Source organism: Halobacillus sp. AWH4_228, from assembly GCF_056158365.1.
In genome coordinates, this window is sequence record NZ_JBSWTE010000001.1 from 2,783,142 (window position 1) to 2,796,500 (window position 13,359).

Consider the following 13,359-nt stretch of genomic DNA (forward strand, 5'->3'; position numbering starts at 1 on the left):
AAAAGGAAGCCTCATGGGCTTCCTTTTTTTCGTGCTTATTCGTCTTCTTTCAATTCATTGACCAATTCATCATAGCGCGGGCTGTTCAGGAAGTTGTCCACGGAAATGTGGTGGGCTCCTGGTACACGCTGCATCGCACGCTCCGTCAAATCTTTGTGTGTGATGACGATATCCACATCCGATGGCAGGTCATTGATCGCCATGTTTGTCACATCAATGTTAATCCCTGCTTTTTTGAATTTGTTCTTAAGAAGGGAAGCTCCCATTGCACTGGACCCCATACCGGCGTCACAGGCGAAGATGATCCGGTCAATTTCCTTTTCATCCACGGCTGGGACTTCTCCGGTATTTCCAGATGGCGCAGGCTGCGCTTTTTCCTGGGATTCTTCAGGCTTCTCATCATTTTGCAGTTCATTGACAAGCTCATCATAGCGCGGGCTGTTCAGGAAGTTATCCACGGAAATGTGGTGCGCTCCCGGAACACGCTGCATGGCGCGTTCTGTCAAATCTTTGTGCGTGATGACAATATCCACATCCGATGGCAGGTCATTGATTGCCATGTTTGTCACATCAATGTTAATTCCTGCTTTTTTGAATTTGTTCTTAAGAAGGGAAGCTCCCATTGCACTGGATCCCATGCCGGCGTCACAGGCAAAGATGATCCGGTCAATATCCCCTTCACGTACAGATGGAACTTCTTCTGTATTTCCAGAAGGAGCTTCCTCTGTAAAAGCTTCATTTGCTTCTTCGTCCTTCGTCAACTGGCCGGAAACAGAACTCTTCTTCCCTTTCATCTGTTCCATCTGCGCAGTCGCCTGGTTCAAATCGTCTTCCTCCTCTTTCTTGCTCAGCTTCAGAATCAAGGAAGCGACAAGGAAGGAAGCAAGAGCGGCAATCAATACACCTGCAATTACTCCCAGCAGATCTCCACGTGCTGTCAACGTCCCGATGGCGATGATACTACCCGGAGACGGTGTAGCTGTCAGTCCGACACCAAGAGCGGCAAAGGTTGCTGTACCTGATACACCACCAGCAATAACGGCTAGAAGCAGAGCCGGCTTGGACAGAATGTACGGGAAGTAGATTTCATGGATCCCACCGAAGAAGTGGATGATCGCAGCACCAGGTGCTGTCTGGCGGGAAACCCCTTTTCCAAAGATCGTAAAGGCTAACAAGACACCAAGTCCAGGTCCTGGGTTGGACTCAAGCAGGAAGAGAATCGATTTTCCAAGATCCTGCGTTTGATCCACTGCAATCGGACTCAGGATGCCGTGGTTGATGGCGTTGTTCAGGAACAAAATCTTCGCTGGTTCAATAAAGACGTTGACCAGTGGAAGCAGTCCGGCACCAATCAGGAACTCTACCGCACTTCCGAGAATATTTGTCAGTCCTGCCATTACCGGACCGACCACATAATAACCAATGATAGCAAGAATACCTGCGGCAATACCGGCCGTAAAGTTGTTGATCAACATTTCAAAACCGGATTTCACTTTTCCTTCAAACAGTTTGTCTACATATTTGATGACAAGGCCACTGAATGGACCAATCACCATGGCACCAAGGAACATCGGAATGTCTGCTCCGACGATAACCCCCATCGTCGCTGTCGCACCGACCACTCCTCCGCGCAGACCGTGGACAAGACGTCCACCTGTGAAACCGATCAATAATGGAAGGAGATACGTAATCATCGGGCCGACCATTTCGGCTAAATCTTCATTTGGAAACCATCCATCTGGTATAAATAAAGCGGTAATAAGTCCCCATGCAATAAATGCGCCGATGTTCGGCATGATCATACTACTTAGAAAGCTGCCAAACTTCTGTACCCGGGCACGGAAACCAGCTTGCTGCTTTTCACTCATTTTGTTTCCTCCTCGTCTCTTTCGTGTGTTTCTTCTGTAACCTTATGATAAAGCGGTTACAACCCATATCTCAAGACAATCTAAACGCATGTTTGTCACAGATGTCATGACAGGATTAAAAAACCTGTCATGGCGCGGTTTACCAGCCCTCCACGTTCATCAAAACTGGAATGTGATCCCAGTTCTTGTTTGAGTTTCTGCTCACAGGGAACGTTTACACAAGATAATAAGGACAGGAGGAATAGGACGATGAATGCAGCTCAACTACTGATTCAATGCTTGGAAAAGGAAGGCGTCGAGTACATGTTCGGCGTCCCGGGGGAAGAAAATATTGATGTGATGGATGCTGTTTTAGACTCATCCATTCAATTCGTCACAGCAAGACACGAAACGAGTTCCGCTTTTATGGCAAGTACGTATGGACGTTTGACTGGAAAACCTGGTGTCTGCCTCGCCACGCTCGGGCCAGGTGCTGCCAATCTATTAACAGGAGTGGCCAACGCAAACATGGACCGCTGCCCACTGATTGCGATTACCGGTCAGGCGGGCCTTGATCGTCAGCATAAAGAGTCCCATCAGTACTATGACCTTGTCGATATTTATGAACCTGTGACCAAATGGAATGCCCAGGTCAAAACAGGTGAAATGATTCCGGAGGCCGTACGGAAAGCGTACAAAGTGGCAGCGGAGGAAAAACCGGGCGCGACCCACATCGATCTTCCCGAAGATATTGCCGAAACCGAAGTAGAGGGAGCTCCCCTGTCAATCAGCCGCTCCACTCTGCCGGTAGCAGAAACGTCCGTGATCCAGGAAGCAGCGGAAATCATAAAAGAAGCACGGTTTCCACTCATCTTAGCCGGAAATGGAGTGACCAGGGCAGGAGCATCTGAAGAACTCCAAGAGTTGGCCGAAAAAGCCTCTATTCCTGTTGTCCATTCCTTTATGGGCAAAGGAGCACTCTCTTGGAAGCATGAACACAACCTCTTTGCAGCAGGTAGCGGAACTGATTACATTACGTGCGGATTCAGCAAAGCTGATTTAATTATCACGATCGGCTTTGATATGGCAGAGACTCCTCCGGAAAGCTGGAACCCTTCCGGCCGTACTCCCGTCCTCCATATCGATACGGCAACGGCTGAAATCGATTCCCACTATCCGGTCAAGGTGAATGTCGTTGGGGACATCCGTAAAAACCTGGCTCAGCTGAATACATCCCTCTCAAGTCAGGAACGGGACCTTTCATGGGCCGAACATGTGCGCAGTCAGATGCTTGAAGATATGAACGCTCATAAAGATGATGACTCCTATCCCTTGAAACCGCAGAAAATCATCTCCGATCTGCGCCGGACTTTGAACGATGAGGACATCGTTATTTCCGACGTGGGCGCCCATAAAATGTGGATGTCCCGCCTCTATCCGGCCGCCCTTCCGAACACGTGTCTCATCTCCAACGGACTTGCTTCCATGGGGGTAGCTGTTCCCGGTGCTGTCGGTGCGAAGCTGGCTCACCCGAACAAAACAGTAGTGGCCGTGTGCGGGGATGGCTCTCTTTTGATGACAGAAGCAGAAATGGAAACGGCAGTTAGACTCCAGCTCCCTATCATCATTCTGTTATGGCGTGATGAAGGCTACGGATTGATTGAATGGCATCAGAAGAAGAAATTCGACCGCTCTTCCCATATCGGTTTCGGAAACCCGGATTTCTCCAAACTGGCAGAAGCATTCGGTTTTGAGTCTCTAACAGTAGAGAAAGGTGATGCTCTTACAGAAACCCTTCAACATGCCATTTCTTTAAACAGGCCTGTACTGATTGACTGCCCTGTCGATTACGGTGAAAATATGAAGTTGACGGAAAAACTAAACCAAATCCAATGCGACTGAGTGATTGGACAGGAAAGCAGCTTCAAAGAATGAATAAAAATAAGCGGAGCCTGATGGCTCCGCTTTCCAAGCTGCCGGGTCATTGATCGGCAGCTTTTTTGATCGTTTCTTTTTCTTCTTGTTTCCCATGTATGTAAGAACATGTCCAAGAGATTCTTTTCATATAAACGGGGGTCGCTCCCAGAAAAGACCTATACTTTTCTCTGTTCTTTACTGGATATGAAGAGGTCCAAAGGCATACGATTGACTGCCGGACTCCATCTCAAATGTGAAAACATCCCCACGCGCAGCAGGCCCCACTCCTTCCGGTGTACCCGTGAAAATGATATCTCCCCTGCCGAGCCCGAGACGACCTCCGATCACGTCAATAAGCTCCCGCAGGGAAAAAATCATTCGTTCCGGCTCCCCATTCTGAACGATTCTTCCGTTTTTAAAAAGGGAGAAGGCCGCCTTACGAAACGCCTCTTCCCCTGGGAAAGGCACAAACCGGCTGACTACAGCTGATCCAGGAAAGCCTTTCGCCATTGTCCACGGATGCCCTTTTTCCTTCAGTTTCGACTGTACATCCCTCGCTGTGAAATCAATGCCGAGGGCGATGCCGTCGAGCATAGCATCGAGCGGTTTATCCGGATGGTAGTCCTCTCTCATTTTTACAACCAGCTCTCCTTCAAAGTGGATCTCCCCCTGCTCAAATGGAAGGTGGATTTCTCCCTCCGTTGTATGTAACGCGTGGGTCGGCTTCATGAAAATGAGCGGCACGGACGGCACCTGATTGCCAAGCTCTTCTGCATGCTTTTTATAATTGCGCCCTACACAATAAATGTTGCGGATTTCCTCCATCTCTTTCAACTCCTCCCTGTTTTCCTGCTTTCTCCAGTTTAGCACAGGAACCAGGAGCTTACGGAATATCCCTCGAATGTATACAGATGTTCCACCCTCTACACGTTTTTCAACAAACAGGCCATCCATTACTATAAAAAAACGCAGAGCAAAGGCTCTGCGTTTACGTAGAAGCTGGAATCCAGCGTTTATAGGGCTGTTTGCTGAGATGATGAGCTGCGAGTTCCTTAAATTCCTGCTGCTGTTCTTCGGAAGCGAAATAGCGCTTCGGCAGAATGATGGTCTGCTTATCCTTTGTATAAAGAACAAACATTGTGGACACTTCATTCAACGTCGCAATTTCTTTCCATAAATAGCAGTGACTCTGTTTTTTAATCTTTTCGGTAATCCCTCTATCATCAATGGTATAGGTCCATGCATTTTTGGCATAATAATCAGCTTTGTAAACACCTGTAGAGCGGAGATGGAGGACAAACATCATGATCAGAAAGACAAAAGCAGCCGGGATCAAAGCATATCCCATAGAGACCAGTCCCTTCTGCCACCAGGCTCCTTCTACGGATCCATAAAACAAAACGGTAAACAGTACCAATGTGCTGAACAGCGTCCATATCTTCATCCGTTTAAAATGAAAAGCGTGGCACTGCTTAAATTCATTCAACTGAAGAATGCCGCTGATATGAATTCCTTTCTGGATATTCATGGTGTACCCTCCCTTTTAAAAAGTCTACGCTAAGATTAGAGGTTATCCTCATCTTTAGCAACCATTATGCTTGAAAAAACGCACCCCAATTTATGGGATGCGTGGGAGAATTAAAAGGAGACAGCCACTTTTTCTGCTTTCTCCAGCCCTTCTTCAATGATGCTTTCCGCCTTGTCCGGGAATTGGTTATGCCCTTCAATGACGAGCGTCGTAATGTCTGAAATGCCCCAGAAACCAAGAATGTTTTCCACGTAGTTAACGGCCATCTCAGCGGATTGAGCGGGTCCTTCGGAATAAACACCGCCCCGGGCGTTCAAAACAGCCACTTTTTTATCAGGAAGCAGCCCAACAGGTCCTTCCGCTGTATAACGGAACGTTTTACCTGCCTGAGCCAGATAATCAAAGTACGTGTGAAGAACAGCCGGTATCGTAAAGTTCCACAATGGGAAAGCGAAAACGACTTTGTCCGCTTCCAGGAACTGGTTTAAATACCCATTGACCGTCTTCGTGGCGGCTTCTTCGTTCGGAGTCAGTTCCATCCCTTGAGACAGTTTGAACATACCGTTGATTTTATCGGTATTGTAGTACCCGAGATTTTCTTCAAACAGATCCAGCTCTTCAATTTCGTGATCCGGATGATTCTCTTTATAATGGTCCAGGAACGTGTGATAAAGCTTCACACTCACGGATTGTTCAATTGGTCTAGAATTCGCTTTAACAAACAATACTTTTGTCATTAAAATCCCTCCAGCATCTATTCAGGCCTTCTGCCTATTTAATTTGAATTCATAATGTTGCTATACATACTATATAACAATCATCATACTAATCGTCTTCGTTGAATATGTCAATCATCACGCACTCAATGATGCACATACGACATAATACCCATTTTTATCCAAGTTAGTTTAACAGGAAGAAAACCCGGCTATAGAGCTAATGTGCGCACAGGAAATCATTAAATGGAAAGGATGTATACACATGGCAGATCGTTATAAGACAGGCGAAAAAGCTCCGGAAGCAGGTACGTATGAATTTGATGGTTTAGCCGATGGCCGCAAGAACAATAACGTTACAGAAGATGAAAAACATATCGAACTCAGCAGCGGTGATACATTCCCACCTCTTCGTTCAAGTAAGGAAGCAGCCTATTGGAAAAAAGCCAAATAAAAAGAAACCTGAACCCCTTTCATAACTGGGTTCAGGTTTTTTTCTTCCCCTGGATCACTTTAAACCGACTGCCTTTGGCGCCTGGTTTCTCTTCAAATGACGTGATGGCGGCCCTCACACCGATGGAAAGGGAGCCATCGGCCTCTACTAAAAATAAGGTTCCCGGTTCTTTCACCTCAACGGAACGAACGTTATGCCTTGCAAAAAGCTCCTGCAGCTCGTGGATCAGTTCTGTTTTCCCATATGTGAAACCCATTTGTGATCACTCCTCGTCTAGTCTTGTTACTAGTAGGGTATGTAGAAGAAATAGAAACATGCCACTTCTCTATGATAAGAGATCTGTTGAAAGGCACGGTCGTTGACATATCGATAATCCTCGATTAATATAGGCCTATGAAAAATTACATCGATATCTTCAAAGTATTAGCCAACCAGACAAGATTGGATATGCTTATGTGGTTGAAAAATCCTGAAAAACACTTTGATAAGCCGACCGCTCATCTATCTAAGAACATCAATGAAAAAGGCGGCGTCTGCGTCGGAGATATTCAGGAAAAAGCCGCCCTTTCGCAGTCAACCGTCTCCCACTACCTGGCGATGATGCAGCATGCCGGCCTGCTGGAATCCGAACGCCATGGCAAATGGACCTATTACCGGAGACGTGAGGAAAAAATTGAGGAAGTCGCGGAATTTATAAAAAGAGAGCTGTAAGCTCTTTTTTTACCACCGATATATCGATAATTTTAGATATGTAGATATGAGTTCAAAGGAGGAACTTTTCCTATGAAAATCTGGATTTATTTCATTGCTCTGATGGCAGGCATTTTCCTCAGTATCGAAGGAGCTGTTTATGGAGAACTGGGACAAACCATCGGAAAGCTGGAAAGCAGCTTTTATAATTTCGCCGCCGGCTCCATCATTCTTGGACTTATTGTACTCTTTTTTGGTAAAGGAAGACTTTCTGCCGCAGCCGAAGCACCCCGGTGGCAGATGACCGGTGGACTGCTGGGTATCATCTATCTGACGGTTTTAATTTTTGCCATCCCCGTTGTAGGTGTCGGCGCGGCCATGATCAGCGTCATTGTCGGACAGCTGCTTATGAGTCTGCTGATTGAATCGAGAGGATGGCTCGGAAGCCGGGCTGCTCCTGTTCCTAAAGAAAAAATCTTTGCTGTCGTCCTGATGACCATTTCACTGTTTCTCATTTATTAAAGGAGGGTTCTTATGGGCCTGTTCATTCTCGCAGCCTCCGTGGCGGGAGGCACACTACTCAGTTCACAAAGCTCCATCAATGGAGCATTAAGCAGAAAATCCGGCACGTATGAAACGACCTTTTTCACTTTTATAACAGGGGCTCTCATGCTTGCTCTGCTCGTCCTTTTCTTTGGCGGCGGCGACGTTATGAAAATTCTGGAGGCTCCCGCCTGGCAGCTGAGCGCCGTGTGGTTCGGTGTCGGTTACATGTTTCTGACCGTCCTCGCTGTTCCACAGATCGGTGTCATGGCCACCAACATTGCCACCATCATCGGACAGCTCGGCACCGGAATGCTGATCGATCACTTCGGATGGTTCGGCGGGCTTCGAATTCCCCTGGACGGAGAGCGTATCACAGCATTCGCCCTTCTAACCGCCGCCCTTTGGCTGATGTATAAAGCCGATAAAAAACAGATCAAAGGGACATAAAATTTGTAGAAGTTTGTAACCTTCTGTATAATCTATCACTATGAATCAGACCTTCCACTATAGTGGAAGGTCTCTTTGGGCAGGTGTCATATGCTGAATACAACGTTTTTGTCAAACCTGAATGAAAAGATCGAAGGCATCCGGGCTGAAATGTATGAAGCCTATGAAGATGGACGCAGCTATGAAGAACTCCTCAAAATCTCCCAGGAGCTTGATGACCTGTTAAATCGTTTAGAACAAATAACAAAATAAAAAGGATGCCTGACTCACAGGCATCCTCAGCTTGTAGAGAAACCCCTGTTTCTTTACAAGCTTTTTTCTTTCTTACCGCCAGGAGCGAAAGCCCCTTCCCTTTCCGCGGACGAGGGCCCGAGCTTCCTCGCAAAACCCACGCTCGGCGATCTCGGACCACTCGTTCTTCCGCAGGAGTGGAAGGGGCACCGCTCCTTGGGAGTTCTTTAACATCGATAAAGACTCTCCTTTACCCCGCTCACCCTTGTTGGATGGAGGACAATCTTTTTCATATTCCAGCAGGCAGCCATCATCGGCGCCTGTTCTTTCCCTTTTTGTTTTCCACGCAAGCGGCCATAGCGCAGCCCATGCCGTTCTTTTGAATCTGCGAACCTGCATAGGGCACAGTCTCTCTTCTCTCTATTCTAGCGTCGGAACGAGGAGCGTTCAGTGGTGATGCCTGCGGGAACAGCACGGGCCGAAGATCCACTTGGGGAGGCGACCTTCCTGACCAAGTCAGCTGAGGGCGTGCCCGCGGCATTCATCCACCGATAAGCGGAATGTGACCCTTTACATGACAAATGGTCAACTCTAACAGGTTGACACAGGCTTTTTCTACAGCCAAAGGATGCCTGACTCACAGGCATCCTTTTTCATGCAGATATGACTTTATTTCTCCCCGAGTGTTTCGCCTCATATAAGGACTCATCCGCTTTTTCCAATAGTTCCTTCGCTGTCGACACATGGTCAGGATATGTACTCACCCCAATAGAGACCGTAATGGAAATCTTTTCTCCATCAGGCAGGAGAAACGCTTGATGTTCCACCGTCCGCCGAATTTTCTCTGCTTTCGCCCTGCCGGCTTCGTTGCTGCAGTCCAAAAGGATAACGGTGAACTCTTCTCCACCGTTTCTGGATACGATATCAAAGGATCGGGTTATTTCATTCAAGGTGCTCCCCAGCTGGCGCAGCACTTCATCACCCGCCGCGTGCCCATAGGTGTCGTTCACGCGCTTAAAGAAATCAATGTCGATGGCAAGCAGGGTCAACGCTTCCTCTTTTTCCACGGCGTTCCTCACACTATCGTTCCAGAGGCGGTCAAACTCCCTTACATTATATAATCCCGTCAAATAATCGACGGATGACTGCTCTTCATACGTTTTAAAAAGATAATGAGACCTCCGCAGGTAATGGACGAGGTAGGAAGCCAGCATCCCACCGATAAATGAAATCAGCCAGTAGATGGGAATGAGAAACTGCAGTGTGCCCCAGTCTCTGACCACCAAGGAAATGACAATCGAAAAGACGATGTTCGACCAGAGCAGCATTTGAAAGGAGGATTTGAGCGGACTCTCCCTGTGATGAAGCTTCCGGTACAGCCACATATAACCGATGAACAAGAAAATCATTAAGATGACAGCGGCCATTGAAGAAAGATTGACCCCGTATAACAAACGTCCGGAAGCAATAATGACAGCACTCAACAAAGCCGGGCGGATGCCTATGTATAGAATCAGAAGGATGACCGGGAGGTGACGAAGATCGATAATCGTCTGCTCAGTCACTTGTATGGAAAAGTACATCAGCAGCATGCCAAGCAATCCGCCTGCCACCCCGTCGATCCACTGACTGTTCTGTTTTGAAACCGCAGGCAGCAGCTTCGTCCATCGAAACTGCAGATACATAAAAACGAGGGCAATGACGATGCAGATATTAATAAAAAATTCCTGAATGATCACAAACACTCTTATCCCTCTTTTCCTTCTTGCATCCCTTTGTTCTATTATCGACATTTCCTAACAGATTTGTCTATGAAAATTGTCACCCCTATGTAAAAGAAGATGTACAAAACATGTACAAACCTGTACATTATGGTCTTTCTTCCTATTACAAAATCAGTCATTTTGTGGTAATAATAGAGTATAAACAACGACGATTATAAGAAACAGATTCTGCGGTTCAGGTCGTTTCCTTTTGTGAAAGGAAGGGTATACGTATCAAAATAAAATAAACGAGACACGATGAACTGTGATTTTTAATGTGGGCACTTGAATCACAGGGAGTGAGTAGTGCAACCGGCTCCGCTCAGGAGGCATAACCATGAGTAAAACACCCCCGCGTCCTATGGAAAGCAGCGACGATAACAAAAACCACTTCGTTCACCTGAACGCTTCGTCGATCAAGACCTTGTCGGATCCCCTTCTCCTTCTGACCTACCGTCAGGCTGCTGAGATGGGACTGGATCAAGACTTCCTTTCCCTTATCTGCAGGGAGTTGAAAGACAGGGGGTTCTCCATTGAATGCTCCTCTAGCTACGGATGACAATGGATAATTTATAGCTCACCCGTTGATTGAGTTCTACCAGCCATTCATCCAGGACCTCATTGGAAGGAAAACGGCATTCCAATAAATAGCACCCCTCCCCGCTGATTTTATAATTATTCCTGACGAATGATGGATGGTTCTCGAGAAATGTAAAATAAGGCTGATGATTCAGGCTGTCTGTGTAGATATTCAAAAAGCAGTGGACAGGATAGCCCATCTTCTTTTCGTTCACGCGGACGGTATAGGATTCAATCAGCCCTTCGTCTTCTAATTTCAAGACTCTTGATGCTGCGGCCTGTCCTGTGAGATGGACATGTGCGCCCAGCTCCTTCATCGTCATCCGGCCATCTTTCTTCAGCTCTTCTATAATTTTCTCATCCGTTTTGTCCATGACTTCTGCCTTCCTTTCATATTTCAACTCTTTTCAGCCAAACACTTGATTAATAAGGTGTACTCCTATTTCCCTTCATAGTACGCTATTGTCAACAGAGATAAAAGGAGGAAGCCTTTATGAAAATCAAGCTGATTCGAAATGCAACATTACTGGTGAGCTATGGAGGAAAAACCTTTTTAATCGATCCATTCCTTTCCTCACAGGGAGCCATGCCGGCTTTCCCGGATACGCCCCATCAGGATTTAAGGAACCCGACCGCCCCCCTGCCTGTCGATGCCCAAAGTCTGACCGATGTGGACGCTGTCTTCATCACTCATCTTCATCCTGATCATTTTGATGAGGAAGCAAAGGACGTTCTCCCCAAGCAAACGCCCCTGTTCGCTCAAAATGAAGAAGATGTGAGTGCGGTGCAGGACGCCGGATTCACCCACGTCCACTCCTTCCAAAATGGCGTGGATATGGAAGGGATCCGCATTACCTGTACCCCGGGACGGCACGGGTCGGAAGAAATGACAGCTATGACAGGAAAGGTGTCCGGTCTCCTTTTTGAAGCAGAAGGTGAAAAAAGTCTTTATATTGCCGGGGACACGGTCTGGTATGAAGAAGTCGAACAGACGCTGTCCTCCCGCCGTCCTGATGTGATCGTCGTGAACGCGGGTGCCGCTCAATTTTTAGAGGGCGGGCCGATAACGATGACGAAAGAAGATGTCACAGCTGCCGCCCAGGCGGCACCGGAGTCTGAGATTCTCGCTGTGCACATGGAATCCCTGAACCACTGCCTGTTAACGAGAGAAGAGTTGAAGTCTTATACGAGCGGTTATCCGTCTATTCACATCCCTGAGGATGGCGAGACGCTCACCTTTTGATCCTTTCCCCTCCGGACCTGCCGGAGGGTTTTTTTATGCCTGACAAAAAGAACAGCCACAACTTCCACCATTATCCAACATCGTTTTACGTTATGTTAATTGTCAGACAATTCAGATGTTGATATAGTGATAAAAACAAAGGAGGCGATGATTGTTGCAGATCAATCAGGACAGGTATAAAGACCATCTCATGACACTTGCGGAGATCGGAAAAATTGGAGAAACGGGCGTCAACCGGCTCGCCCATTCCAAGGATGACCGGAAAGCGGTTGATGTCGTACAAGGATGGATGGAAGAAGCCGGGCTGACGACAAGGATTGATGGTTTCGGCAATCTGATCGGTCGTATGGAGGGCACCGAGCCTGATCAGCCTATTCTCATGATGGGGTCCCACATTGATTCCCAGCCGTACGGGGGCCGTTTTGACGGGACCGCCGGAGCTCTTGGGGCCATTGAAGTTGTACATACAATGAAAGAGCAAAACATAAAGCCGGTTCGCACGATAGAAGTGATCTGCTTTGCTGATGAAGAAGGTTCCCGATTCAACAAAGGTGTATTTGGTGTACGCGGCCTCATCGGCCAGCTCGAGGAAGGGGAGATACTCCGGAAAGATAAAACCGGGATGACCCGGCTCGAAGCTTTAAGGGAATTCGGTGTCGAACCGGATGTATCGGAAAGTCCCGTCTACAAGCCGGGCGATATTGAAGCCTTTTTAGAGCTTCATATTGAACAGGGGCCTGTCCTTGAATCAAAGGATAAGCCTGTAGGCATCGTGTCAGCCATCTCCGGGCCGATCTGGCTTACGGTGACTCTGGAAGGCTTCGCCGGACATGCCGGATCTGTACCGATGCATTTACGACAGGATGCCATGCTCGGGGCTGCCATCATTACAAAAGAATTCAATGAACTTGTCCGCAGGGAAGGAACACCAAATACCGTAGGAACGGTCGGAAGCATCCAGAATTTCCCGAATTCAAGAAACATCATTGCCGAAAAGGTCGAGTTCACCATTGATTTGAGGGACATCGACCTGGACGCGAGAAACCGCCTGGAAGAAAAACTCTATCAATTAATTGAGAAAACGAGTAAAGAACACAACCTCGAGTACTCCATTACAGAAGATACCAAGAGTGATCCCCGTTACTGCGCGGACTGGATTAAAGAGATTATGAAAAAACACGATGATGAGCTTGGTTATCAATCTCCAACCCTCATGAGCGGTCCGTTTCACGACGCCTTGTTTATGTCCTATATCAGTGATTACGGCATGATCTTCGTCCGCTGTGAAAAAGGGATCAGCCACAACCCGCTGGAATACGCAGAAATGGAAGATTTACAAAAAGGTGTGGAGCTGCTTTATCATACAGCGGTGGAAATTTCCGGAGCTTAGAAAGGTGG

At 47.4% G+C, this 13,359-nt stretch carries 16 protein-coding genes, 1 pseudogene and 1 riboswitch; of the genes and pseudogenes, 9 read left to right on the forward strand and 8 right to left on the reverse strand.

Features of this window, described 5'->3' with window-relative positions; translation table 11 throughout:
• Positions 1-35 precede the first annotated feature (35 nt).
• Positions 36-1,868 (reverse strand): PTS mannitol transporter subunit IIBC, encoded by a 1,833-nt coding sequence (locus tag ACXADP_RS14395; RefSeq protein ID WP_474967968.1) that lies wholly within the window; start codon positions 1,866-1,868, stop codon positions 36-38.
• Between the two features lie 249 nt (positions 1,869-2,117).
• Between ACXADP_RS14395 and ACXADP_RS14400 the strand changes: the two genes are divergently transcribed.
• Positions 2,118-3,749: an acetolactate synthase large subunit gene (locus ACXADP_RS14400; protein ID WP_474971792.1), complete on the forward strand. Its 1,632-nt coding sequence runs from the start codon at positions 2,118-2,120 to the stop codon at positions 3,747-3,749.
• A gap of 210 nt (positions 3,750-3,959) precedes the next feature.
• Here the strand turns inward: ACXADP_RS14400 and ACXADP_RS14405 are convergent, their stop codons facing one another.
• From ACXADP_RS14405 to ACXADP_RS14415, 3 genes are all read right to left on the reverse strand, one after another.
• Positions 3,960-4,589 (reverse strand): fumarylacetoacetate hydrolase family protein, encoded by a 630-nt coding sequence (locus ACXADP_RS14405; protein ID WP_474971793.1) that lies wholly within the window; start codon positions 4,587-4,589, stop codon positions 3,960-3,962.
• Between the two features lie 163 nt (positions 4,590-4,752).
• Positions 4,753-5,292 carry a YcxB family protein gene (locus ACXADP_RS14410; protein WP_474967966.1) on the reverse strand — a complete coding sequence of 180 codons (540 nt, stop codon included), beginning with the start codon at positions 5,290-5,292 and terminating at the stop codon, positions 4,753-4,755.
• 110 nt (positions 5,293-5,402) lie between these two features.
• Positions 5,403-6,029 carry an FMN-dependent NADH-azoreductase gene (locus ACXADP_RS14415; protein ID WP_474967965.1) on the reverse strand — a complete coding sequence of 209 codons (627 nt, stop codon included), beginning with the start codon at positions 6,027-6,029 and terminating at the stop codon, positions 5,403-5,405.
• Positions 6,030-6,273: 244 nt separating this feature from the next.
• On the opposite strand from ACXADP_RS14415, the gene ACXADP_RS14420 reads away from it, so the two are divergent.
• Positions 6,274-6,462 carry a YjzC family protein gene (locus tag ACXADP_RS14420; protein WP_474967964.1) on the forward strand — a complete coding sequence of 63 codons (189 nt, stop codon included), beginning with the start codon at positions 6,274-6,276 and terminating at the stop codon, positions 6,460-6,462.
• Positions 6,463-6,493: 31 nt separating this feature from the next.
• Here the strand turns inward: ACXADP_RS14420 and ACXADP_RS14425 are convergent, their stop codons facing one another.
• Positions 6,494-6,718: a hypothetical protein gene (locus ACXADP_RS14425; protein WP_474967963.1), complete on the reverse strand. Its 225-nt coding sequence runs from the start codon at positions 6,716-6,718 to the stop codon at positions 6,494-6,496.
• Between the two features lie 137 nt (positions 6,719-6,855).
• On the opposite strand from ACXADP_RS14425, the gene ACXADP_RS14430 reads away from it, so the two are divergent.
• From ACXADP_RS14430 to ACXADP_RS14445, 4 genes are all read left to right on the forward strand, one after another.
• Complete coding sequence (locus tag ACXADP_RS14430) at positions 6,856-7,173, forward strand: ArsR/SmtB family transcription factor (protein ID WP_474967962.1); 318 nt, start codon at positions 6,856-6,858, stop codon at positions 7,171-7,173.
• Positions 7,174-7,245: 72 nt separating this feature from the next.
• On the forward strand, positions 7,246-7,674 hold the full coding sequence (locus ACXADP_RS14435) for a DMT family transporter (protein WP_474971794.1): 429 nt from the start codon (positions 7,246-7,248) through the stop codon (positions 7,672-7,674).
• Positions 7,675-7,686: 12 nt separating this feature from the next.
• Complete coding sequence (locus ACXADP_RS14440; protein ID WP_474971795.1) at positions 7,687-8,145, forward strand: DMT family transporter; 459 nt, start codon at positions 7,687-7,689, stop codon at positions 8,143-8,145.
• 90 nt (positions 8,146-8,235) lie between these two features.
• Positions 8,236-8,397, forward strand: a complete 162-nt coding sequence (locus ACXADP_RS14445) for a Spo0E family sporulation regulatory protein-aspartic acid phosphatase (protein WP_474967959.1) — start codon at positions 8,236-8,238, stop codon at positions 8,395-8,397.
• Between the two features lie 206 nt (positions 8,398-8,603).
• Here ACXADP_RS14445 and ACXADP_RS14450 read toward each other — a convergent pair.
• A pseudogene (locus ACXADP_RS14450) lies at positions 8,604-8,768 on the reverse strand (IS5/IS1182 family transposase); the annotation flags it as partial.
• A 261-nt stretch (positions 8,769-9,029) separates the two neighbouring features.
• Positions 9,030-10,121 carry a GGDEF domain-containing protein gene (locus ACXADP_RS14455; RefSeq protein WP_474967958.1) on the reverse strand — a complete coding sequence of 364 codons (1,092 nt, stop codon included), beginning with the start codon at positions 10,119-10,121 and terminating at the stop codon, positions 9,030-9,032.
• A 261-nt stretch (positions 10,122-10,382) separates the two neighbouring features.
• Positions 10,383-10,466: riboswitch (cyclic di-GMP riboswitch) on the forward strand.
• Between the two features lie 10 nt (positions 10,467-10,476).
• Between ACXADP_RS14455 and sda the strand changes: the two genes are divergently transcribed.
• Positions 10,477-10,698, forward strand: coding sequence for a sporulation histidine kinase inhibitor Sda (gene sda / locus ACXADP_RS14460; protein WP_474967957.1), 222 nt, complete (start codon positions 10,477-10,479; stop codon positions 10,696-10,698).
• On the opposite strand, the gene ACXADP_RS14465 is transcribed toward sda, so the two are convergent.
• Positions 10,685-11,092: an Lrp/AsnC family transcriptional regulator gene (locus ACXADP_RS14465; protein ID WP_474967956.1), complete on the reverse strand. Its 408-nt coding sequence runs from the start codon at positions 11,090-11,092 to the stop codon at positions 10,685-10,687. The genes sda and ACXADP_RS14465 overlap by 14 nt on opposite strands.
• Positions 11,093-11,211: 119 nt before the next feature.
• Between ACXADP_RS14465 and ACXADP_RS14470 the strand changes: the two genes are divergently transcribed.
• Together ACXADP_RS14470 and ACXADP_RS14475 are read left to right on the forward strand one after the other, a co-directional pair.
• Positions 11,212-11,961: an MBL fold metallo-hydrolase gene (locus tag ACXADP_RS14470; RefSeq protein WP_474971796.1), complete on the forward strand. Its 750-nt coding sequence runs from the start codon at positions 11,212-11,214 to the stop codon at positions 11,959-11,961.
• A gap of 154 nt (positions 11,962-12,115) precedes the next feature.
• Positions 12,116-13,351: a hydantoinase/carbamoylase family amidase gene (locus tag ACXADP_RS14475; protein ID WP_474971797.1), complete on the forward strand. Its 1,236-nt coding sequence runs from the start codon at positions 12,116-12,118 to the stop codon at positions 13,349-13,351.
• Positions 13,352-13,359: the final 8 nt, after the last annotated feature.

Bases quoted from the DNA above. Each gene is read 5' to 3' on its own strand.
- ACXADP_RS14395 (WP_474967968.1), bottom strand. From the start codon at position 1,868: ATGAGTGAAAAGCAGCAAGCTGGTTTCCGTGCCCGGGTACAGAAGTTT.
- ACXADP_RS14400 (WP_474971792.1), top strand. From the start codon at position 2,118: ATGAATGCAGCTCAACTACTGATTCAATGCTTGGAAAAGGAAGGCGTC.
- ACXADP_RS14405 (WP_474971793.1), bottom strand. From the start codon at position 4,589: ATGGAGGAAATCCGCAACATTTATTGTGTAGGGCGCAATTATAAAAAG.
- ACXADP_RS14410 (WP_474967966.1), bottom strand. From the start codon at position 5,292: ATGAATATCCAGAAAGGAATTCATATCAGCGGCATTCTTCAGTTGAAT.
- ACXADP_RS14415 (WP_474967965.1), bottom strand. From the start codon at position 6,029: ATGACAAAAGTATTGTTTGTTAAAGCGAATTCTAGACCAATTGAACAA.
- ACXADP_RS14420 (WP_474967964.1), top strand. From the start codon at position 6,274: ATGGCAGATCGTTATAAGACAGGCGAAAAAGCTCCGGAAGCAGGTACG.
- ACXADP_RS14425 (WP_474967963.1), bottom strand. From the start codon at position 6,718: ATGGGTTTCACATATGGGAAAACAGAACTGATCCACGAGCTGCAGGAG.
- ACXADP_RS14430 (WP_474967962.1), top strand. From the start codon at position 6,856: ATGAAAAATTACATCGATATCTTCAAAGTATTAGCCAACCAGACAAGA.
- ACXADP_RS14435 (WP_474971794.1), top strand. From the start codon at position 7,246: ATGAAAATCTGGATTTATTTCATTGCTCTGATGGCAGGCATTTTCCTC.
- ACXADP_RS14440 (WP_474971795.1), top strand. From the start codon at position 7,687: ATGGGCCTGTTCATTCTCGCAGCCTCCGTGGCGGGAGGCACACTACTC.
- ACXADP_RS14445 (WP_474967959.1), top strand. From the start codon at position 8,236: ATGCTGAATACAACGTTTTTGTCAAACCTGAATGAAAAGATCGAAGGC.
- sda (WP_474967957.1), top strand. From the start codon at position 10,477: ATGAGTAAAACACCCCCGCGTCCTATGGAAAGCAGCGACGATAACAAA.
- ACXADP_RS14465 (WP_474967956.1), bottom strand. From the start codon at position 11,092: ATGGACAAAACGGATGAGAAAATTATAGAAGAGCTGAAGAAAGATGGC.
- ACXADP_RS14470 (WP_474971796.1), top strand. From the start codon at position 11,212: ATGAAAATCAAGCTGATTCGAAATGCAACATTACTGGTGAGCTATGGA.